The 20,546-nt window shown below is 76.3% G+C and carries 20 protein-coding genes, 1 tRNA gene and 1 pseudogene; 15 read left to right on the forward strand and 7 right to left on the reverse strand.

Features of this window, described 5'->3' with window-relative positions; all coding sequences use genetic code 11:
• The first annotated feature begins 56 nt into the window (after positions 1–56).
• The 7 genes and pseudogenes from nadD (at position 57) to holA (ending at position 7,303) form a co-directional block, all read left to right on the forward strand.
• A complete protein-coding gene (gene nadD, locus BLR12_RS14260; RefSeq protein WP_255363501.1) occupies positions 57–794 on the forward strand; it encodes a nicotinate-nucleotide adenylyltransferase in 738 nt (245 codons plus the stop codon).
• Positions 791–1,291 (forward strand): ribosome silencing factor, encoded by a 501-nt coding sequence (gene rsfS, locus BLR12_RS14265; RefSeq protein WP_091379238.1) that lies wholly within the window; start codon positions 791–793, stop codon positions 1,289–1,291. Before nadD ends, rsfS begins: the two co-directional genes overlap by 4 nt.
• The gene (locus tag BLR12_RS14270; RefSeq protein WP_091379240.1) at positions 1,288–2,007 is read left to right on the forward strand and encodes a histidine phosphatase family protein; all 720 of its coding nucleotides are present in this window, start codon (positions 1,288–1,290) and stop codon (positions 2,005–2,007) included. The genes rsfS and BLR12_RS14270 overlap by 4 nt, the downstream gene beginning before the upstream one ends.
• Positions 2,004–2,918, forward strand: coding sequence for a DegV family protein (locus BLR12_RS14275; protein ID WP_091379243.1), 915 nt, complete (start codon positions 2,004–2,006; stop codon positions 2,916–2,918). The genes BLR12_RS14270 and BLR12_RS14275 overlap by 4 nt, the downstream gene beginning before the upstream one ends.
• A 137-nt stretch (positions 2,919–3,055) precedes the next feature.
• On the forward strand, positions 3,056–3,892 hold the full coding sequence (locus BLR12_RS25550) for a ComEA family DNA-binding protein (RefSeq protein WP_091379246.1): 837 nt from the start codon (positions 3,056–3,058) through the stop codon (positions 3,890–3,892).
• Positions 3,893–4,272: 380 nt separating this feature from the next.
• Positions 4,273–6,000, forward strand: a pseudogene (locus BLR12_RS25665) (ComEC/Rec2 family competence protein); the annotation flags it as partial.
• 397 nt (positions 6,001–6,397) lie between these two features.
• Positions 6,398–7,303, forward strand: a complete 906-nt coding sequence (gene holA / locus BLR12_RS25670; RefSeq protein ID WP_369803447.1) for a DNA polymerase III subunit delta — start codon at positions 6,398–6,400, stop codon at positions 7,301–7,303.
• Positions 7,304–7,506: 203 nt separating this feature from the next.
• On the opposite strand, the gene rpsT is transcribed toward holA, so the two are convergent.
• Positions 7,507–7,773 carry a 30S ribosomal protein S20 gene (gene rpsT, locus BLR12_RS14290; RefSeq protein WP_091379251.1) on the reverse strand — a complete coding sequence of 89 codons (267 nt, stop codon included), beginning with the start codon at positions 7,771–7,773 and terminating at the stop codon, positions 7,507–7,509.
• 182 nt (positions 7,774–7,955) lie between these two features.
• On the opposite strand from rpsT, the gene lepA reads away from it, so the two are divergent.
• Together lepA and BLR12_RS14300 are read left to right on the forward strand one after the other, a co-directional pair.
• Entirely contained in the window at positions 7,956–9,803 is a 1,848-nt protein-coding gene (gene lepA / locus BLR12_RS14295; protein ID WP_091379253.1) for a translation elongation factor 4, read from the forward strand.
• Entirely contained in the window at positions 9,800–10,456 is a 657-nt protein-coding gene (locus BLR12_RS14300) for an MOSC domain-containing protein (RefSeq protein ID WP_091379256.1), read from the forward strand. Before lepA ends, BLR12_RS14300 begins: the two co-directional genes overlap by 4 nt.
• Positions 10,457–10,471: 15 nt before the next feature.
• Here BLR12_RS14300 and BLR12_RS14305 read toward each other — a convergent pair whose 3' ends face one another.
• The 5 genes from BLR12_RS14305 to BLR12_RS14325 form a co-directional block, all read right to left on the reverse strand.
• The gene (locus tag BLR12_RS14305; protein WP_091379258.1) at positions 10,472–10,882 is read right to left on the reverse strand and encodes a VOC family protein; all 411 of its coding nucleotides are present in this window, start codon (positions 10,880–10,882) and stop codon (positions 10,472–10,474) included.
• Between the two features lie 64 nt (positions 10,883–10,946).
• Positions 10,947–11,489, reverse strand: coding sequence for a Clp protease N-terminal domain-containing protein (locus BLR12_RS14310; protein ID WP_091379261.1), 543 nt, complete (start codon positions 11,487–11,489; stop codon positions 10,947–10,949).
• 2 nt (positions 11,490–11,491) lie between these two features.
• Positions 11,492–11,725 (reverse strand): helix-turn-helix domain-containing protein, encoded by a 234-nt coding sequence (locus BLR12_RS14315; RefSeq protein WP_091379264.1) that lies wholly within the window; start codon positions 11,723–11,725, stop codon positions 11,492–11,494.
• A gap of 145 nt (positions 11,726–11,870) precedes the next feature.
• Positions 11,871–12,332, reverse strand: a complete 462-nt coding sequence (locus tag BLR12_RS14320; protein WP_091379267.1) for a YbaK/EbsC family protein — start codon at positions 12,330–12,332, stop codon at positions 11,871–11,873.
• Complete coding sequence (locus BLR12_RS14325; protein WP_091379269.1) at positions 12,329–13,297, reverse strand: zinc-binding dehydrogenase; 969 nt, start codon at positions 13,295–13,297, stop codon at positions 12,329–12,331. The genes BLR12_RS14320 and BLR12_RS14325 overlap by 4 nt, the downstream gene beginning before the upstream one ends.
• A 121-nt stretch (positions 13,298–13,418) precedes the next feature.
• Between BLR12_RS14325 and BLR12_RS14330 the strand changes: the two genes are divergently transcribed.
• Entirely contained in the window at positions 13,419–14,294 is an 876-nt protein-coding gene (locus BLR12_RS14330) for a class I SAM-dependent methyltransferase (RefSeq protein ID WP_218120674.1), read from the forward strand.
• Positions 14,295–14,406: 112 nt separating this feature from the next.
• On the opposite strand, the gene selD is transcribed toward BLR12_RS14330, so the two are convergent.
• Complete coding sequence (selD, locus tag BLR12_RS14335) at positions 14,407–15,414, reverse strand: selenide, water dikinase SelD (RefSeq protein WP_091379272.1); 1,008 nt, start codon at positions 15,412–15,414, stop codon at positions 14,407–14,409.
• Positions 15,415–15,437: 23 nt separating this feature from the next.
• Between selD and BLR12_RS24570 the strand changes: the two genes are divergently transcribed.
• From BLR12_RS24570 to selB, 5 genes are all read left to right on the forward strand, one after another.
• A tRNA-OTHER gene (locus tag BLR12_RS24570) sits at positions 15,438–15,533 on the forward strand.
• A gap of 187 nt (positions 15,534–15,720) precedes the next feature.
• Complete coding sequence (locus tag BLR12_RS14340) at positions 15,721–16,206, forward strand: ABC transporter substrate-binding protein (RefSeq protein WP_091379275.1); 486 nt, start codon at positions 15,721–15,723, stop codon at positions 16,204–16,206.
• Positions 16,207–17,421 (forward strand): ABC transporter substrate-binding protein, encoded by a 1,215-nt coding sequence (locus BLR12_RS14345; protein ID WP_091379278.1) that lies wholly within the window; start codon positions 16,207–16,209, stop codon positions 17,419–17,421. It begins immediately after the preceding gene.
• Between the two features lie 61 nt (positions 17,422–17,482).
• The gene (selA, locus tag BLR12_RS14350) at positions 17,483–18,793 is read left to right on the forward strand and encodes an L-seryl-tRNA(Sec) selenium transferase (protein WP_091379280.1); all 1,311 of its coding nucleotides are present in this window, start codon (positions 17,483–17,485) and stop codon (positions 18,791–18,793) included.
• Positions 18,784–20,544, forward strand: a complete 1,761-nt coding sequence (gene selB, locus BLR12_RS14355) for a selenocysteine-specific translation elongation factor (RefSeq protein WP_091379283.1) — start codon at positions 18,784–18,786, stop codon at positions 20,542–20,544. Before selA ends, selB begins: the two co-directional genes overlap by 10 nt.
• Positions 20,545–20,546 lie beyond the last annotated feature (2 nt).

A 20,546-nucleotide genomic window follows, 5' to 3' on the forward strand; every position in this document is an offset into this window, starting at 1 on the left:
CTGGGGCCCCTGCAGGAGGGCCACGGGGTCCGGTCGGCTCCGGATACCCTCGATCGGTGGCGGGACGGCGGGTCGGGGTGATGGGCGGGACGTTCGACCCCGTCCACCACGGGCACCTCGTGGCGGCGAGCGAGGTCGCGGTGCTGTTCGGCCTCGACGAGGTCGTCTTCGTCCCGACCGGCCAGCCGTGGCAGAAGAGCGACCGCGCGGTGTCCCCGGCCGAGGACCGATACCTCATGACGGTCATCGCCACGGCGTCCAACCCGCGATTCTCGGTGAGCCGGGTCGACGTGGACCGCGGGGGGCCCACGTACACGATCGACACGCTCGAGGACCTGAAGCGCCAGCGACCGGACGACGAGCTGTTCTTCATCACCGGCGCGGACGCGCTCTCCCAGATCCTCACCTGGCGCGACGCCGACGCCTGCTTCGCCCTGGCGCACTTCGTCGGCGTGACCCGCCCCGGGTTCGACCTGGGCGCGGCCCACCTGCCCGAGGGCGCGGTCAGCCTGGTCGAGGTGCCGGCGCTGGCGATCAGCTCCAGCGACTGCCGCGGCCGGGTGGGCCGCGGGATGCCGGTCTGGTACCTGGTGCCCGACGGTGTCGTGCAGTACATCGAGAAGCGCGGGCTGTACCGCACTCCCGGCGGTCCCCGCCCCGCCGCCCGCGAGGGCGCCGACCGTGGTCTGCCCGCCGACCGCCCCACGTACGACCGGCCGCCGGCGACCGACGCCGCGACCGCGGGCCCGCCTCCCGAACCACCGACCACCGATCTCCAGGAGGTACCCCGATGACCGCCTCGACCGAGGCGCGGGAGACCGCACTGCTGGCCGCCCAGGCCGCCGCCGACAAGCTGGCGACCGACGTGGCCATCGTCGACGTCAGCGAGCGGCTGGCCATCACCGACGCGTTCGTGCTGGCCTCGGCGCCCAACGAGCGGCAGGTGCAGGCCATCGTCGACGAGGTCGAGGAGCGCCTCCGCGAGCACGGCGTCAAGCCGGTCCGCCGCGAGGGCGTCGCCGAGGCGCGCTGGGTGCTGCTGGACTTCGTCGACGTCGTCGTCCACGTCCAGCACGCCGAGGAGCGCGCCTACTACGCCCTCGAGCGGCTGTGGAAGGACTGCCCGACCATCCCGTTCGTCGACCGCTCCGCCCCTCCGGCCGGTGCGGACGGGGCGGCGGCCCCCGGCACCGCCGGCACGCCGTCGGCCGACGACGCCGGCCCGGCCGGCGCGGACCCCACGCCGGCGCCCGAGCCGTCCGGCGACGGCCCGGGGACGACCGGCAGGTGAGCGACCTCCCGGCGCTGCCGGTGCCCCGGCTCCTCCTGTGGCGGCACGGGCGCACGGAGTGGAACGCCGAGGGGCGCTTCCAGGGCCAGCTGGACCCGCCGCTGGACGAGGTGGGACGCCGCCAGGCCCGCGTCGCCGCCCCGCACCTGGCCGCCCCGCTGCCCGAGGGGACCGTCGTGGTCTCCAGCGACCTGGTCCGGGCGGCCGAGACGGCGGTCGCGCTCACCGACGTCCTCGGCGTGCCGCTGCGACTGGACCCCCGGCTGCGCGAGGTCGGCATGGGCTCCTGGGAGGGGCTGACCCGCCAGGAGGTGGCCGAGCGGCACCCCGACCAGTACGCCGACTGGCTCGCCGGGCGGCCGATCTCCGGTCGTGGCGGTGAGGAATCCGCCGACGTGCCGGTCCGCGCGCTGGCCGCGGTCGCCGAGCTGCCCGAGGCCCCGGCGGCCGTCGTCGTCACCCACGGTGGCACGTCCGCGCGGGTGATCGAGGCGCTGCTGGGGCTCGGCCCCGAGCACCGCCGCGTGTTCGGGCCGCTCGCCAACTGCGCGTGGAGCGAGCTCGCCGAGCAGAGCGGCCGGTGGCGGCTGCTGCGGCACAACACCTCGGCCCCCGAGCTGCCCGACGGCCCGGCTCCGTCGGCCCGCCGTCCGGACGCCGGGGCCAACCCCGAGGAGGGCGCGCCGGCCCCGGCCCAGGACGCCGACGCCCTGTGACCCCGGTCGACGAGCCGCCCCGGCCGCAGCCGGTGGCGGTGGTCACCGACTCGTCGGCCTACCTGCCGGCCCGGCTGGTCGAGCAGTACTCGGTCGAGGTGGTGCCGCTGTACGTCGTCATGGCCGGGCACTCCGGCCGCGAGGGCGACGACATCGGGCCGGCGGACGTCGCCCGCGCGCTCGGCACCCGCGGCCACCACGTCTCGACCTCCCGGCCGACGCCCGGGGACTTCGTCGCCGCCTACCGCCGGCGGCTGGCCGCGGGAGCCGAGCGGATCGTCTCGGTGCACCTGTCCGCCGAGCTCTCCGGGACGGTGGACGCCGCGCGGCTGGCCGCCGCGCAGGTCGGTGAGCACGTCGTGACCGTCGTCGACTCCCGTTCCGCCGCCATGGGCAACGGCTTCGCGGTCCTGGCCGCCGCCCGGGCGGCCGCCCGGGGGGAGGACATGGCGGCGGTGACTGCGGCCGCCCGGGACACCGCCGCCGCGACCCGCACGCTGTTCGTCGTCGACACCCTCGAGCACCTGCGCCGGGGCGGCCGGATCGGGCACGCCGCCTCGATGATCGGCACCGCGCTGTCGGTGAAGCCGGTCCTGCACGTCGCCGACGGCCGGGTGGTGCCCCTGGAGAAGGTGCGCACGTCGGCCCGGGCCCTGGTCCGCCTCGTCCAGCGCGGGGTGGAGGCCGCCGCCGGCCGGCCGGTCATGGTCGCGGTCCACCACCTCGCGGCACCCGAGCGGGCCGAGCGGCTGGCCGCCGATCTCGAGGAGCGCATCCCCGAGCTGCAGGAGTTGTACGTCAGCGAGCTGGGCGCCGCGATCGGCGCGCACGTGGGGCCGGGCGCCGTGGGACTGGTGGTGGCCCCGGCCGGGGCGTCGTCTCCGCCTCCCCCGGAGGCCGGGGAGCGGTAGGCGGTCGAGGGAGAGCACCGCGGCAGCCTGCCCCTCCCGCCCTGCTCGGCCCGTCCCGGTGTCCACAGCCGGGGCGTCCGTCCACAACCCGGCCGGCCACGGCCCGGCCCGGCCCCGGTGTCCCTAGCGTCGCGCCGGTGCGCCTCCCTCCCCGCCGCAGCGACGACGCAGACCTCATCCGGAACCGGCTGCGCACCCTGCTGCACGAGAGCCGCCCCGCCGGCTGGGTGCCCGACGAGCAGCCGGCCGACCCCGGGCCCGACGATCCCGACGACGAGCCCGACGACCACCCGGCCGACGACGGGCTGCCGGCACGCATGGGGCGGCACCGTGCTCCGGGCAGCGCCGTGCGCGTGGCGCCGGGACGGCGCGCGGTGTGGGGGCTGTGGGTCGCCGGTGTGCTCGCTGCACTCGTGGTCGTCGGCAGCACCTGGGCCGGCCGACCCCAGGTGGAACCCGCCCCGGTCGACCCGGCCCCTCCGGCGGCCCCGACCGCCGAGGCCCCCGCGGCCACGCCGTCCGTCGGGGTCGCGGCCGACACCGCCACGACGGTGGTCGTCTCGGTGGTCGGGCTGGTCGCCCGTCCCGGGCTGGTCACCCTGCCGGAGGGATCGCGGGTGGCCGACGCGGTGGCCGCCGCCGGTGGCCTGCTCCCGGACGCCGACCCGGCCTCGGTGAACCTGGCCGCGGTCGTGGCCGACGGCGAGCAGGTGGCGGTCGGCGTGCCCGGCGCGGGCACGGGCGGCGGAGTCGCGGGCGGGACGGCCGGTGCACCCGCGACGGGGCCGGTGGACCTCAACGCGGCCACCGCTGCCGACCTCGACGCGCTGCCCGGTATCGGGCCGGTGCTGGCCCAGCGGATCGTCGAGCACCGCGAGCGCAGCGGCCCCTTCCGCACCGTCGAGCAGTTGGACGACGTCCCGGGCATCGGCCCGACCACCTACGCCGAGCTCGCCGAGCTGGTGACCGTGTGAGCGCCGGGGCCGGACGGTGGTCGTGGGTGGACCTGCGGCTGGCGCCCGCGGCGGCGACGGTGTGGGCCACCACGCTCCTCGCGCCGCTCCTGCCGGTCCCGTTGCTGGCCGGTGCGGTGCCCGCCGCCGCGGTCACCGCGGTCTGGGTGTCCCGGCGCAGCCGCTCACCGGCGGCGGTCGTGCTGGTCGGGGTGCTCGCAGCGCTCGCGGTCACCTCGGCCACCGCCGCGTTGCGCGAGTCGGCACGCGAGGCCTCACCGCTGGTCGCGGCCGCGCAGGACCGGCGCACGGCCCAGCTGGACCTCGAGCTCGACGGCGATCCCACGCCGGTGCGCGGGGTGGGTCCGCCGCGGGTCGTCGTCGAGGCCACGGTCACCGCGATGGACGACGGCGGGACCCGCACCCGGCTGGAGGGCGCCGTGGTGGTGTTCGGGCCCGCTGAGGAGTGGCTCGGGCTGGTGCCGGGCCAGGCGCTGCGGGTCCGGGCATCCCTGTCCCCGGCCGGCGCGGACGAGGGTCTGGTGGCGCGGGTGTCCGCGCGGTCGCCACCGGCGCTGCTGGGCGACGCGCCGTGGGTGCAGCGTGCCGCCGGAGGGCTGCGCGAGGGGTTGCGCGACTCCGCCGTCGAGGTGCTCGGACCGCAGGCGGGCGGGTTGCTCCCCGGCCTCGTCGTCGGGGACACGCGGTCGATGGACCCGGTGCTCGTCGAGGACTTCCGGCGGGCGGGGCTGGCGCACCTGACGGCGGTGTCCGGCGCCAACGTGGCGATCGTGCTGGCCGGGGTGCTGGCGCCGCTGCGCCGCCGGGCGGTCGACCGGCGGGTGCAGGCGCTGGTCGCGGTGGTCGCGCTCGTCGGCTTCGTCGTCCTGGCCCGGCCCAGCGCCAGCGTGCTGCGTGCCGCGGCCATGGGCGCGGTCACGCTGCTGGCGCTGGCCACCGGCCGCTCGCGCGCGGCGCTGCCCGCGCTCGGCGCGGCCGTCGTCGTGCTGCTGCTCGCCGACCCGGGGCTGGCGCGCGACGCCGGATTCGCGCTCTCCGTGGCGGCGACCGCGGCGATCGTGCTGCTCGCGCCCGGCTGGTCGCGGCGGCTGCGCGAGCGGGGCTGGCCGTTGCCGCTGGCCGACGCGGTGGCGGTCGCCGCGGCCGCCGGCCTGGCCACCGCGCCGCTGGTGGCGGGGCTCTCCGGTCTGGTGAGCCCGGTGTCGCTGCCGGCCAACCTGCTCGCCGCACCCGCCGTCGCCCCGGCGACCGTCCTCGGGCTGCTGGCCGCGCTCACCCTGCCGGTCGCGCCACCGCTGGGTGACGCGCTGGTCCGGCTCGCGGGCTGGCCGGTGCGCTGGCTGGTCGTCGTGGCACAGCGGGCGGCGGCGCTGCCCGACGGTGCCACCGGGTGGCCGGCGGGCACGCGGGGCGCGGTGCTGCTGACCGCGCTGCTGCTCCTGGTCGGCTGGCTGCTGTGGCGCTTCCCCCGCGCACGGCCGCTGGCGCTGGCGGCACTGGTCGGCGTCGTCGTGCTCGGCTGGCCGCTGCGCCAGGTCACCCGCGGCTGGCCGCCGGAGCGGACCGTCCTGGTCGCCTGCGACGTCGGCCAGGGCGACGCGCTGGTGGTCCCGACCGGTCCGGGGGAGGGCGTGCTCGTCGACGCCGGGCCCGACGTCGGCCCGGTCGACCGCTGCCTGGACCGGCTCGGCATCGACACGCTGCCCCTGGTGCTCGTCACCCACCTCGACGCCGACCACGCCGGCGGGCTGGCCGGAGCGCTGTCCGGGCGGGAGGTGGGCGTCGTGGCCACCGGCACCCTCTCGCCCGCCGAGGACCGCGCGGTCCGCCTGGACGCCGACGCGCGGCGGGCCGGCGCGGAGCGGGCGGTGCTCGTCCCCGGCGACATACGGACGGTGGGGACCGCGACGATCGAGGTGCTCGCCCCGCCGCCGGAGATCGCCACGGCCGCGGTACCGGCCAACGACCTCTCCCTCGTGGTCCGGGTGACCCAGCGCGGGGTCCGCGTGCTGCTCACCGGTGACCTCAGCGGCGAGGCCGAGGCGCGCATCGTCGCCCGCGGGGTGGACCTGCAGGCCGACGTGCTCAAGGTGCCGCACCACGGCAGTGCCGACGCCGACCGGGGCTTCTTCGCCGCCACCGGCGCGCGGGTGGCGCTGGTCTCGGCCGGGCGGGACAACTCCTACGGGCACCCCACGGCGCGGGTGCTGGCCTGGCTCGCCCAGGAGGGCGCGCGGGTGCACCGCACCGACCGGGAGGGCGACCTGGCCGTGGCGGGGGACGCCGGCGGCTGGGGCGTCGCCGTCCGCGGCCCCGACGACGGCGTGTCCGCCGCGGGCCCGGTCGGCGCGCCCGCGGAGCCGGCGGTGGTCCGCGCGCGTCGACGGGAGCGTCGCTCCCGCGTGACACCATCGCGGTGTGGCCGCAGCACCCCCCGCACCGACCTCCCGCCTGCGTGCCGTGGTCGGCGAGGAGGAGCTGCTCCGCTCGCGCGCCGTGTCCGCCGTGCGCACCGCCGTCCTCGAGCGCCACCCCGACGCCGAGCTGCACGAGCTGCCGGCGCAGGGGCTCCCGGTCGGCCAGCTCGCCGACGTGCTGGCCCCCTCGCTGTTCGGCGGGCACCGCGTGGTCGTCGTGACCGGGGTGCACGAGGCCGCCGGCGCGCTCGTCGACGCGCTCACCGGCTACGCCAGGGAACCCGACCCGGACCTGACGCTCGTCGTCGTCCACAACGGTGGCAAGCGCAACGAGGCGCTGGTCAAGGCCTTCACGGCGGCGGGGGCCGCGGTCGACGACTGCCCGAAGGTCAGCTCGGTGGGCGACCGGATCGCCTTCGTGCGCAACGAGGTGCGGGCCGCCGGCGGCCGGATCACCGCCGACGCCGCGTCCTCGCTGGTCGAGGCGGTCGGCGCGGACCTGCGGCAGCTGTCCTCGGCCGCCTCGCAGCTGGTCTCGGACTTCGGCGGCGCCATCGACGCCGACGCGGTGGCCCGCTTCCACCGCGGGCAGGCCGAGGTCAGCGGCTTCACCGTCGCCGAGCGGGTGCTGGTGGGTGATCGGCAGGGCTCGCTGGAGATGCTGCGCTGGGCGCTGCAGCGGGGCGTCGCGCACGTGCTCATCGCCGACGCGATCGCCGACGGCGTGCGCACGGCGGCCCGGGTCTCCTCGGTCCGCAGCGCCAACCCCGGCGACCTGGCCCGCACGCTGAAGATGCCGCCGTGGAAGGTCAAGAAGGCCCAGTCGCAGGCGCGCGGCTGGAGCATCGAGGGGCTGCAGCAGGCGATCGGTGTGGCCGCCGAGCTCAACGCCGACGTCAAGGGCGCTGCGGCCAGTGCCGACTACGCGCTCGAACGGGCCATCCGCCGGATCGTCGCCATCCGCCGGGAGACCGGTCGCGGCGTCCGCGGCTGAGAGCGGGCCTGCTGCCCCCGCACCCGGCCTCCTCCAGGGGTCCTCGTCCCCCGTCCCACCGTGAACCTGCGGAGGGTGGGCAGGACGAGGTCCTCACCGGGGGGTCCTGCCGTCTGCGGGGGCCCACGGTCCGGGAACGCGACGAGCCCCCGTCCCGCAGGGGGAGGGGGCTCGCCGGACGGCCGCGCGGAGGCGGCCGGAGGTCAGCTGGAGAGGTCGGCCAGCCGCTTGGCCATGCCCGACTTGCGGTTCGCGGCCTGGTTCTTGTGGATGACGCCCTTGCTGGCGGCCTTGTCCAGCGCCTTGCTGGCCGTCTGCAGGGCGGTCGTCGCGGCGGCGGCGTCCCCGGCCTCGGCGGCGGTGCGGAAGCGGCGGACGGCCGTCTTCAGGGCGGACTTGACCGCGACGTTGCGCTGACGCGCCTTCTCGTTGGTCTTGATCCGCTTGAGCTGGGACTTGATGTTCGCCACGCGTGAGCCTCGGGTGTCTCTCGGGAGGGGAGTACTTCTGGACAGTGCGTCCGGACGGCGTGCGTCAGCGGACCGGTCTGCCAAGATACCAGCGTCGCCTGCCCGGCCCCAACCCGCGGGTACGCGCCCGGGCCCGGGCGTGCGCTGGACGGGGCGGCTGGCCGTGGGACGATGGGGGCACTGTGACGACTCCCGCCTACACCGACCCGGCCCGCATCCGGAACTTCTGCATCATCGCCCACATCGACCACGGCAAGTCGACGCTGGCCGACCGGATGCTCGAGGTCACCGGCCTCGTCGAGGGCCGTCACATGCGCGCCCAGTACCTCGACCGCATGGACATCGAGCGCGAGCGCGGCATCACCATCAAGGCCCAGAACGTGCGGCTGCCGTGGACCCCGCGGTCCGGAACGCACACCGGCACCGAGTACGTGCTCGACATGATCGACACCCCGGGCCACGTCGACTTCACCTACGAGGTGTCGCGGTCCCTGGCCGCCTGCGAGGGCGCGGTCCTCCTCGTCGACGCCGCCCAGGGCATCGAGGCGCAGACGCTGGCCAACCTGTACCTGGCGCTGGAGAACGACCTCACCATCATCCCGGTGCTGAACAAGATCGACCTGCCGGCCGCCCAGCCCGAGCGGTACGCCGAGGAGATCGCCCACATCATCGGCTGCGAGCCCGACGACGTCCTGCGGGTCAGCGGCAAGACCGGTGTGGGCGTGCCCGAGCTGCTCGACCGGATCGTCGAGGAGATCCCGGCCCCCACCGGCGAGGCCGAGTCGCCGGCCCGAGCGATGATCTTCGACTCCGTCTACGACATCTACCGCGGCGTCATCACCTACGTCCGCGTCGTCGACGGCCGGATCTCGGCCCGCGACAAGATCAAGATGATGTCGACCGGCGCCACCCACGAGCTGCTGGAGATCGGCGTCATCTCCCCGGAGCCCAAGCCGGTCGAGAGCCTCGGCATCGGCGAGGTCGGCTACTTCATCACCGGCGTCAAGGACGTCCGCCAGTCCCGCGTCGGCGACACCGTCACCCTGCAGCACAAGCCGGCCGCCGAGCCGATCGGCGGCTACAGCGACCCCAAGCCGATGGTCTACTCCGGCCTCTACCCGATCGACGGCAGCGAGTACCCGCTGCTGCGCGAGGCGCTGGACAAGCTGCTGCTCAACGACGCCGCGCTCACCTACGAGCCGGAGACCTCGGCCGCGCTCGGGTTCGGCTTCCGCGTCGGCTTCCTCGGCCTGCTGCACCTGGAGATCGTCCGCGAGCGGCTGGAGCGCGAGGCCGGCATCAGCCTCATCTCCACCGCGCCCAACGTCGTCTACCGGGTGGTCATGGAGGACCGCTCGGAGGTGATCGTGACCAACCCGAGCGACTGGCCCGAGGGCAAGATCGACACGGTCCACGAGCCGATCGTCAACGCCACGATCATCGCGCCCAGCGACTACACCGGCGCGATCATGGAGCTCTGCCAGAGCCGCCGCGGGCAGCTGGGCGGGATGGACTACCTGAGCGAGTCGCGGGTCGAGCTGCGGTACACGCTGCCCCTCGGCGAGATCATCTTCGACTTCTTCGACGCGCTGAAGTCGCGCACCCGCGGCTACGCGAGCCTCGACTACTCCGAGGCCGGCGAGCAGGAGTCGCAGCTGGTGAAGGTCGACATCCTGCTGCAGGGCGAGGCCGTCGACGCGTTCAGCGCGATCGTGCACAAGGACAAGGCCTACAGCTACGGCGTGATGATGGCCGGCAAGCTGCGCGAGCTCATCCCGCGGCAGCAGTTCGAGGTGCCGATCCAGGCCGCCGTCGGCTCCCGGGTCATCGCCCGCGAGACGGTCCGCGCCATCCGCAAGGACGTGCTGGCCAAGTGCTACGGCGGTGACATCACCCGCAAGCGGAAGCTGCTGGAGAAGCAGAAGGAGGGCAAGAAGCGGATGAAGATGGTCGGCCGCGTCGAGGTCCCCCAGGAGGCCTTCGTGGCCGCGCTCTCCACCAACGAGTCGACCGCCTCCGCGAAGAAGTGACGTCCGGACTCGTCACCGCGGTCTGCGTCTCCGGCGCCGACCTGCTGGCGGTGCCCGACCGTCGCCCGAACCGCAGCGGCATCGACAAGCGGCCGGTCGAGGGCCGGGTCGCCGTCCACCCGCTCGGCCTGGACGGCGACGTCCAGGTCAACCGCAAGCACCACGGCGGCGAGGGGCAGGCGGTCTACGCCTACGCGCAGGAGGACGCCGACTGGTGGGCCACCGAGCTGGACCGCGAGCTGCCGGCCGGCCGGTTCGGCGAGAACCTGCGGACGGCGGGCCTGGACCTCACCGGTGCCGTCCTCGGCGAGCGCTGGAGGGTCGGGACGACGCTGCTCGAGGTGAGCGCCAGCCGCACCCCGTGCGCCAACTTCGAGCGGTTCTGGGGCGTGCCGCAGCTGGTCAGGCGGTTCGCCGCGCACGGCGCGACCGGTGCCTACCTGCGGGTGCTCGAGACCGGGGACGTCGGCGCCGGTGACGCGGTCGAGGTCGTCTCCCGCCCCGACCACGGCGTCACCGTCGGCCTGCTGTTCCGGGCGACGACGACCCAGCGGCGCCGGCTGCCCGAGATCGCGCCGGCCCTGGAGCACCTGCCGCTCAAGGACCGGCCGAAGCTCGCGGCCCGGATCGAGCAGCGGCTCGCCGGCGCCTGAACCCTCCGGCGCCGCTCAGTGCAGCCACGGCGCGAAGGACAGGCCCACGACGAGCCGCTCGGGTGACTGCAGCCGGGCGACCGTCTGGCCCCACGGCTCGGTCCGCGCCCCGTGCAGGAGGAGGTGGCCGGCGGCCTCCAGCTCGGCCGCACCGCCGGCCACCGTGGCCTCGTCGGCGAGCTCGAACTCGATGCTGGCCTGCGGTACCGGACGGTCGGCCGGCCAGTCCGGCGTACCGAAGCAGGCCGCTGCGGCCTCGGCGAGCGGCCACACGCCGAAGTGCTTGCTGCCGCCGATGTGCTCGCTGGCCCAGTACTCGCCGTCGAGGCGTTCGAGCGGCAGTCCCAGGGCGTCGACGTAGAGGCGCCGGCTCTCCACCGGGTCCGGTGCGATGACGCTGACGCTGGCGACGAAGAGGATCTCCACGCCGGCACCGTCCCACCGGGGGGTGACAGGGCAGCCCATGCGAGGCCCCGCCGGAGCGCCGCGGTCAGGAGCCCAGCGCCGCGGTGACGTCGGCGCGCAGGACCCGCGGGTCCACGCCGCGGTCGAGCAGCACCTTCGTCGCCAGACCCTCGCCCTCCCGCAGCAGGCCGAGCGCGACGTGCCCGTCGGAGATGCGGTTGGACCGCAGCGCGATCGCCTCGCGCAGCGACAGCTCGAGGACCTTCTTCGCCCCGGCGGTGAACGGGATGTGTGCCGGGCTGCTGCGCCGGCGTCCACCGCCGGGCCGGTCCAGCGCGCCCGGGCCGAAGGTCGCCTCGACGACGTCCCGGACGGCGTCCAGGTCGATGCCGAGCGTGCGCAGGGCGTCGGCGTCCAGCCCGTCGCCGCCGGTGGCGGCGGCGACCGCTCCGGCGACCTCGTCGTGGTCGAGTCCGTGCCGGCGCAGGACGGCGGTCGTCGGGGTGTCCTGGCGCAGCAGCGCGAGCAGCAGGTGCTCGGTGCCGATGTACCCGTGACGGAGGCTGCGGGCCTCGTCCTGGGCGAGGACGACGACCTCGCGGGCCTCGGTCGTGAAGCGTTCGAACACGGTCAGTCCCTCCGCCGGAGCGGCCCACGGCCGCCTGCGTGCTTCTTGTGCACCGCCTGCCGCGTGACGTCGAGCTGCTGGGCGATCTGCTCCCACGTCCAGCCCTGCTCACGGGCGTTCGCCACCTGCAACGCCTCCAGCCGCTCCACCAGCGTGCGGAGCGCGCGGACCGCCTTCAGCCCGACCGCGGGGTCGCGACTGCTGGCGGCGGAGGCCACCTGTGCTGTGTCGGCCATGCCGTCAACTGTGGTTGACGGCATGGCCTCGTGTCAACCGTCGTTGACGCGCGGGGCCGAGTGGGCAGTCGGGGTCGCCGACACGCAACGGCGCGCCGTCGCCGGCGCCGGCAACTGCCCACTCGACGGCCGGAGGGCCCGCCCATCAGGCGACGGCGGCCTCGGTGCCGCCGGTCAGCCGCAGCAGGTCGGCGTACGTGAGGGCGAGCATCGTGTGGTGGTCGCCGCCGCCGGCCCAGAGCAGCGGGTGGGCGGCGAGGTCGACGTCGACCAGCGCGCGCAGCGGGGAGGGGTGGCCGGTGGGGGCCACGCCGCCGACCTCCTGGCCGGTGGCCGCGAGCACGGACTCCGGGGTCGCCCGGCGCACCCGCTGCGCACCGACCAGCGCCGCCACCTTCCCGGTGTCGACGCGGTGCGCCCCGCTGGCGAGCACCAGCAGCGGGGCGCCGTCGGCGTCGAAGACCAGGCTGTTGGCGATCGCGCCGACCGGGCAGCCGAGCGCCTCCGCCGCGGCGGCCGCGGTCGGGACGGGCCGGTCGAGGCGCCGCACCTCGGCGTCGACGCCGGCCTCGCGCAGCGCCGCGACCACCCGGTCGACCGGGCTCACGGCAGCGTGAAGACGATCTTCCCCGCCGTCCGCCCCTCGAGCATCCGCTCGAAGCCCTCCCGCGCCTGGGTCAGCGGCAGCTCGACGTCGATGACCGGGCGGACGCCGGTGGCGGTGCACATCCGCACGAGCGCCTCCAGCTCGTCGCGGGTGCCCATCGTGGAGCCGATGACCGACAGCTGGGTGAAGAAGACCCGGTTGAGCTCGGCGCCGGGGTTGGCGCCGGTGGTCGCGCCGGAGATGACGACGACGCCGCCCGGCTTGAGCGACTTGACGCTGTGGCTCCAGGTCGCCTCGCCGACGGTCTCCATGACGCCGTCCACGCGCTCGGGCAGCCGGGCACCGGTCTCGAACGCCTGGTCCGCACCGAGCTCGAGGGCGGCCTGCCGCTTCTCCTCGCTGCGGCCGGTCACCCACACGCGGAAGCCGGCGGCCTTGCCGAGCGCGACCAGCGCGGTGGCGACGCCGCCGCTGGCGCCCTGCACGAGCACGGTCTGGCCCGGCCGCAGCCCGGACTTCACGAAGAGCATCCGGTAGGCGGTCAGCCAGGCGGTGGGCAGGCAGGCGGCCTCGGCGAAGGAGAGCTCGGCCGGCTTGGGCAGCACGTTGCGCCGGGGGACGGCGACGCGCTCGGCCATCGTGCCCTGGTGCAGCTCCGAGAACAGGGTGCGCTTGGGGTCGAGCGTCTCGTCCCCGATCCAGTCCGGGGTCGCGACGACGCCGTGGACGACGACCTCGTTGCCGTCCTCGTCCAGGCCGGCGGCGTCGGTGCCCAGGATCATCGGCATCCGCTCCTGCGGCAGGCCGACGCCGCGCAGGCTGAACAGGTCGTGGTGGTTCAGCGAGACGGCCTTGACCTGTACCGTCGTCCAGCCGTCGGGCACCTCGGGATCCGGGCGCTCACCGACCTCCAGGACGGAGAGCGGGTCCTTCGGGGCGGGCGTCGAGACGAAGGCAGCGAGCATGCCCGCAAGCTAGCCGAGGTGCCGACCGGCGGCGACGGCAGACCGTGCACGCGGGGGTGGGCGGCGACCCCGGCGTCCGGGACCATGCGGGGGTCAGGGGTCCGGCCGACGGGAGACGGCGATGACCGTGCCGACACCACCGCAGCCCCCGCTCGTCGACGTGCGGAACGCCGAGATGGCCGAGGCCTGGAACGGGGCGGAGGGCGCGGACTGGGCGGTCCACGCCGACCGCTACGACGCGGCGTCGGCGGCCTTCGACCCGGCGCTGGCCGACGGTGCCCGGATCGCCGCGGCCGACCGGGTGCTCGACGTCGGCTGCGGTGCCGGGATCTCGACCCGCGCGGCCGCGCGCGCGGCGTCCGCGGGGCACGCGACCGGCATCGACCTCTCGGCACCCCTGCTCGCCGAGGCCCGCCGGCGCAGTGCCGCCGCCGGGCTGGGCAACACCACGTTCGTCCAGGGCGACGCCCAGGTGCACCCGTTCGAGCCCGGCGCCCACGACGTCGTCGTCAGCCGGTTCGGCGCGATGTTCTTCGGCGACCCGGTGGCGGGCTTCGCCAACCTCGCCCGGGCACTGCGGCCCGGCGGGCGGCTGGCCGTGCTGTCGTGGCAGGCGCTCGCCCGCAACGAGTGGCTGCTGACGATCCGCGGGGCGCTGGCCGCCGGCCGCCCGCTGCCCGAGCCCCCCGGGAACGCCCCCGGCCCCTTCGGCCTCGCCGACCCCGACCACGTCCGCCGCGTCCTGGCCGCCGCGGGGTTCGAGTCGGTCGACCTCGCCGGGATCCCCGGGACCGTCCGGCTGGGTGCCGACCCCGAGGACGCGTTCGGCTTCGTCAGCGGGCTGGGCCTGATCCGGGGGCTGCTCGGCGGGCTGGACGACGACGCCCGCCGGGCGGCGCTCGACGACCTGCGCGACCGGTTGGCCGCGCACGCCACCCCGGACGGCGTGCGGCTGGGTGCGTCCGCCTGGCTCACCACGGCCCGCCGGGTTCCCTGACGGCGCCCCGCCGGCCGAGTGGGCAGTGGTCGTCGGTGACACGCGCGGACGCGCCGTGCGGGACGACCGCAGCTGCTCTCCCGGCAGGCCCGCCCGCTCGACGCCCCCGGCCTCACCTCACGACGACGACGTACTCCTGCCGCGGGACGAACTCCCCGACCACGGGGGCGCCCGGCACCTCGCCGCCGAGCAGCAGCCCGCCGGACGTCTGCGCGTCGGCCAGCAGCAGGGCCTCCTCCTCGGAGACGGCGGACAGGTCGGTGTGCGGCCGCACCCAGTCCAGGTTGCGGCGGGTGCCGCCCGAGACGAAGCCCGCGGCCAGCGCCTCCCGGGCCCCGGACAGGTACGGCACCGCGGCGGCGTCGACCACCGCGGTCACCCCGCTGGCCCGCGCCATCTTGTAGAGGTGGCCGAGCAGGCCGAAGCCGGTGACGTCGGTGCCCGCCCGGATCCCGGCGGCGACCGCGGCGCGGCCGGCGTCCCGGTTGAGCGTCGTCATCGCCGCGACCGCCTCGCCGGACACCTCGCCGGTCGCCTTCATCCGGTTGTTCAGCACGCCGATGCCCAGCGGCTTGGTCAGCGACAGCGGCGTCCCGGCGACGGCGCCGGAGTTGGTGATGACGCGGTCGACGTCGACCACGCCGGTGACCGCCATGCCGTACTTGGGCTCGGGGTCGTCGATGGAGTGCCCGCCGCCGACGTGGCAGCCGGCCTCCTGCGCGGCCTCCAGCCCGCCGCGCAGCACCTCGGCGGCGAGCTCGGCGGGCAGCACGTCGCGCGGCCAGCCCAGCAGGTTGACCGCGACGACCGGGGTGCCGCCCATGGCGTAGACGTCGGAGAGCGCGTTGGTCGCCGCGATCCGGCCGAAGGTGTACGCGTCGTCGACGACCGGCGTGAAGAAGTCGGTGGTCAGCACGATGCCCTGGCCGCCGGCGATGCGGACGACGGCCGCGTCGTCGCCGTCGTCCAGCCCGATGACCAGCTCGGCGGCCGGGTCGGCGGGGCCGGCCGCGGTGAGGCCCGCGACCACGGCCTCCAGCTCGCCGGGCGGGATCTTGCAGGCGCAGCCGCCGCCGTGCGCGTACTGGGTGAGCCGGATCGTCGCTGGCGCGGTCGTCACCGCCCCACCGTAAGCTCCTCCGCGGAGGCGTCAGGGTGTCTGGTGGCCCCCGCGGCCTCTAAAGCCGACGTGGCCGAGCATCTCGGTCAGGCGGGTTCGATTCCCGTCCGCCTCCGCCACCTCCTCCCGCGCCGCGGGCCGCCGTCCCCCGGACGGCGGCCCGCCCGCGGTGACCTGCCCGGTCGGACAGTCGCGCACAACCCGGCGGGGGCCTACGGTTCCTGCGAGGGGACGTGACCCGCGTCACGTCCCCGAGGCGGTGCCGACCGGTCCGTGGTGCCGCTCCTGAGCCCAGGGAGGCCACGCATGACCGCACCACCGGAACCGGTCGGCACCGTCCACGTCGTCGACCCCTCGCCGCTGAACTGGCTGTTCATCACCTGGAACACGATGGAGGAGCCGATCCGCATCGACGAGGCCGGGCGGGTCGTCTACTCGCTCGCCGAGTCCTCGGAGTGGCTCGACGAGCGCACCCTGGAGCTCCAGCTCCGCCGTGGCGTGCGCTTCCAGGACGGCGAGCACTTCACCGCGCACAACATCAAGCAGAACTTCGACGAGATGCAGCGGTGGGCCGCGCCCCACCCGCCGGGCACCTGGCTGAACTTCCCGGCGCCGGAGTCCACCGCCGAGGTCGTGGACGACCACACCCTGCGCTTCTCCTTCCCCGGCCCCGACGGGCTGGCCATCGGCAAGTTCCGCGGCTTCCACATCGCCAGCTCGGCCTTCTGGAACGGCAAGGACGCCCCCGGCTTCGGGTACAAGAAGTTCGGCTCCGGTGAGGGCCACTGGTAGGTGATCGACGAGCCGGGCCCGTGGGGCACCGGTCCGTTCACCCTGGTCCAGGGTGCCTCGTCGATCACCACCCGTCCCGCGATCATGAGCGCGGCGCCCTTCCGGGCGTCCTCGATCATCGAGAGCGAGCAGCGCGACCCGCAGGTCGTGCTGGAGGCCAACCGCGACCACTGGAACCGCGCCGCGCGCGGTCCCCGGATCGAGCGCGCCGTCTTCCGCAACGACCTGACACCCGACGAGGCGCTGCGCCTGGTGTGCGACACCGAGGGCGAGGTCGACATCGTCACCGAGGTGTCCCCGGCCGACGCCCAGCGGGTGCTGGACTCCGCGCACGCACGGCTGGTGGTGTCCGACGCCAACCGGGTGCTGGTCGGCATCCTCAACCGCGGCAGCGACGCGCCGCTGCACGACGTCGAGGTGCGCCGGGCGCTGAACCGGGCCATCGACCGCGAGGCGGTCGTCGACCGGGGCCTGAACGGCTACGCCTCGGTCATCCCGGCCATGACGCCACCGTGGTGCAGCGGGTTCCCGGCGGGGGTGCAGCCGTACGAGCTCGACGCCGCGAGGGCGCGGGAGGCGTTCGCGCAGGCCGGCTGGCCGCCCCGCCGCCCGCTGCGGATCGCCACCCCGGAGTCCTTCGCGGCCATCGCGCACATCCTGGCGGCCGGCATCCGCTCCGCCCTCGACCTCATGGTCGAGGTGGTCGTGGTGCCGCCCGACCAGCTGCCGGCCGGCTCCCGCGCGCTGATCGAGAAGAAGCTCGACCTGCCGTGGGACGTGCTCCTGCACCCGTGGTTCGACCTGTCGTCGGAGGCGCCGCCGGCCGCGGTGCACCGGGAGTTCTTCGGCCTGGACGGCGCCTTCCGCGCCGGCCCACCGGACGACGGCTTCGACGCGCTGTTCGACGAGATGAAGGTGCAGCTGGACGGTGAGGCGCTGGTCGAGGTCGCCGAGCGGATCGACGCCTACGTGCACGACCAGGCGCTCGCACTGTTCATCTGCGCACCGCAGGCGCTGTACGCGGTCAACGAGCACGTCACCTTCTCGCCGTACAAGACCACCTTCGAGCTCGCCGAGGTCACCGTCGACGAGCAGCACTGGTCGGTCAGCGGCGGGCGCTCGGACACCGGCGGCGGGGACCTCGGCGACCGGACCGCCATCCGGCCGACGAGCGGCAAGCCGACCTTCTCGCAGGCCTCGGGGAACGCCTGCTGAACGCCTTGCCGCGGAGCCGGCCCGTCCGGTTCCGCGGCGGCCCCGCCTACCCTCGGCGCCGATGAGTCCCGACCCGCGGCGGCAGGTGCCCCGCACCGACGCGCTGCTCGCCGAGCCGCAGCTGGCCGCCGCCGCCGGCCGGCTGGGCCGCGACCTGGTCAAGGCCGCCGTCCAGGACGTGCAGCGGCGCATCCGGGACGGCGCCCTCGCCCCCGTCGGCGCGGTCGACGCCGTCCTGGGCGCGCTGCCGACGACGGCGAGCAGCCTGCGCCCGGTGCTCAACGCGACCGGCGTCCTGGTGCACACGAACCTGGGTCGCGCGCCGCTGTCCCCGGCTGCCGTCGAGGCGGTCGTCGCCGCCAGCGGCACCACCGACGTGGAGCTCGACCTGGGCACCGGCCGCCGCGGCCCCCGGGGGGAGGCGGCGCTGGCCGCGCTGCGGGACGCCGTCCCCGCCGCAGAGGCCGCACTGGTGGTCAACAACTGCGCCGCGGCGCTCGCCCTGGTCGCCACCGCGCTCGGCGGTGAGCTGGTCATCGCCCGCGGCGAGCTGGTCGAGATCGGCGACGGCTTCCGCATCCCCGAGCTGTTGGAGGCCACCGGCGCCCGGCTGCGCGAGGTGGGGACGACGAACCGCGTCGCGCTCGAGGACTACCGGCGCGCGCTGTCCGAGCACACCGGCGCGGTGCTCAAGGTGCACCCGTCGAACTTCGTCGTCCGCGGGTTCACCCGGGCGGTCGAGGTGGCCGAGCTCGCCGCCGGGCTGGCCGGGACCGGCCTCCCGCTGGTGGCCGACGTCGGCTCGGGGCTGCTGCGCCCGCACCCGGCGCTGCCCGGCGAGCCGGACCTGCAGACCACCCTCGCCGACGGCGCCGACCTGGTGCTGTGCAGCGGGGACAAGCTGCTCGGCGGGCCGCAGGCCGGGCTGGTGCTCGGCCGCGGCGATCTGGTGCAGCGGCTGCGGCGGCACCCGCTCTACCGGGCGTTCCGCGTGGACAAGACGACCCTCGCCGCGCTCGAGGCGACGCTGCGCGGCCCGCAGCCGCCGGTGCAGCAGATGCTCGCCGCCGACCTCGACAGCCTGCGCCGCCGCGCCGCCGCGCTCGCCGCCCGGCTGACCGCCGCCGGGCTCGACGCGGTCGCGGTCGACGCCGAGGCGCGCGTCGGCGGGGGAGGGGCGCCGGAGCACCCGCTGCCCAGCGCCGCGGTCTCGCTGCCCGCGGAGTTCGCGGTGCCGCTGCGCGCCGGCGCGCCGCCGGTGGTCGGGTACCTGGCCGGCGACCGCACCCTGCTCGACCTGCGCAGCCTGCCGCCGTCGGACGACGAGGCGCTGGGGAGCGCGGTGCTGGAGGTGGCCCGCCGGTGGACGTGATCGCGACCGCGGGCCACGTCGACCACGGCAAGTCCACGCTGGTCCGCGCGCTCACCGGCATGGAGCCCGACCGGTGGGAGGAGGAGCGCCGCCGCGGGCTGACCATCGACCTCGGCTTCGCCTGGACGACGCTGCCCTCGGGCCGCCGGCTCGCCGTCGTCGACGTCCCCGGGCACGAGCGGTTCGTCGGCAACATGCTGGCCGGCGTCGGCTCGGTGCCCGCCGCGCTGGTCGTCGTCGCGGCGGACGACGGCTGGTCGGCGCAGACCGCCGAGCACGTCGCCGTCCTCGACGCCCTCGGCGTGCGGCACGCGCTGCTCGCCGTGACCAAGGCCGACCTCGCCGACCCCGCGCCGGTGCTCGCCGACGTGCGCGACCGGCTGGCCGCCACGTCGTTGGGGACCGGGCCGCTCCGCGAGGTTCCCGGGGTGGCGGTCAGCGCCGCCACGGGCGCGGGTGTGCCCGAGGTCGTCGCCGCGCTCGAGGCGCTGCTGGCGGGGCTGCCCGCCCCCGACCGGGACGCGCCGGTGCGGCTGTGGATCGACCGCGCCTTCCCGGTCAAGGGCGCCGGCACGGTGGTCACCGGCACGCTGGCCGCCGGCCGCGTCGGTGCCGGCGACCGGCTGCAACTCGGCGGGCGGGAGGTCGGCGTCCGCGGCGTGCACGCGCTGGGGCAGCCGGTCGAGCGGGCCGAGGCCACCGCACGGGTGGCGCTCAACCTGCGCGGGGTCGCCGTCGAGGACCTGTCCCGCGGCGACGCGCTGCTCACGCCGGGCGCGTTCCGCTCGACCGCCGAGCTCGACGTGACCCTCGCCCGCGCCGTCGAGGACCGGTTGCCCGCCGAAGTCGTCGTGCACGTCGGCTCGGCGGCCGTCCCGGCCCGGCTGCGCCCCCTGGAGGGGGCGGCCGTCCGGCTGCGGCTGGCCACCCCGCTGCCGCTGCGGGTCGGCGACCGGCTGCTGCTGCGCGACCCCGGCGCCCGCCGGGTGCTCGGCGCCGACGTGCGGGACGTCGACCCGCCGGAGCTGCGCCGCCGCGGGGCCGCCCGCCTCCGGGCCGAGGAGCTGGCCGCCCAGCCGACCGGTCCGGCCGGCGCCGCGGCCGAGCTCGCCCGCCGCCGCTTCGTGCGGGCCGCGGACTTCGCCGCGATGGGCTGGCCGACCCCGGACGACGCCACGGCGGTGGGGCCCTGGCTGCTCGCCCCCGGGCTGGTCGAGGAGCTGGCCGGGAAGCTGCCCGCGGTCGTCGCCCGCTACCGGCAGCTGCGCCCGCTGGAACCGGGGCCGCCGGTGGCCGTCGTCCGCCGCGCGCTGGAGCTGCCGGACGACGAGCTGGTGCCGGCCGTCGTCCGTGCTCCGCTGGCCCTGCGCGAGGGCCGGGTGGCCGTCGCGACCGCCGGGCTGCCCGCGTGGGTGCAGCAGGCCGTCGACGCGATCCGCGCCCGGCTGGCCGCCGACCCGTTCGCCGCGCCCGACGCCGACGAGCTGCGCGCCGCGGGGCTCGGGCCGCGGGAGCTCGCGGCGGCCGTCCGCGACGGTCAGCTGGTGAAGGTCGCCGACGGGGTCTACCTGGCCCCCGGGGTCGAGGAGCAGGCGCGGGCCCGGCTGGCCGGCGTCCCGGCGCCGTTCACGCTCAGCCGGGCCCGCTCGGCGTGGGGCACCAGCCGGCGGGTCGCCGTCCCGCTGATGGAGTGGCTGGACGCGCGCGGGGTGACCGAGCGGCTGCCCGACGACACCCGCCGGCTGCGCTGACG

Origin of the sequence: Geodermatophilus sp. DSM 45219 (assembly GCF_900104025.1) — a bacterium.
Lineage (GTDB): Bacteria > Actinomycetota > Actinomycetes > Mycobacteriales > Geodermatophilaceae > Geodermatophilus.

Excerpts from the sequence above, each read along its gene's own strand:
- rsfS (WP_091379238.1), top strand. The coding sequence starts at position 791 with ATGACCGCCTCGACCGAGGCGCGGGAGACCGCACTGCTGGCCGCCCAG.
- BLR12_RS14315 (WP_091379264.1), bottom strand. The coding sequence starts at position 11,725 with ATGGCCGACACAGCACAGGTGGCCTCCGCCGCCAGCAGTCGCGACCCC.
- BLR12_RS14325 (WP_091379269.1), bottom strand. The coding sequence starts at position 13,297 with ATGCTCGCTGCCTTCGTCTCGACGCCCGCCCCGAAGGACCCGCTCTCC.
- BLR12_RS14330 (WP_218120674.1), top strand. The coding sequence starts at position 13,419 with ATGACCGTGCCGACACCACCGCAGCCCCCGCTCGTCGACGTGCGGAAC.
- BLR12_RS14340 (WP_091379275.1), top strand. The coding sequence starts at position 15,721 with ATGACCGCACCACCGGAACCGGTCGGCACCGTCCACGTCGTCGACCCC.
- selA (WP_091379280.1), top strand. The coding sequence starts at position 17,483 with ATGAGTCCCGACCCGCGGCGGCAGGTGCCCCGCACCGACGCGCTGCTC.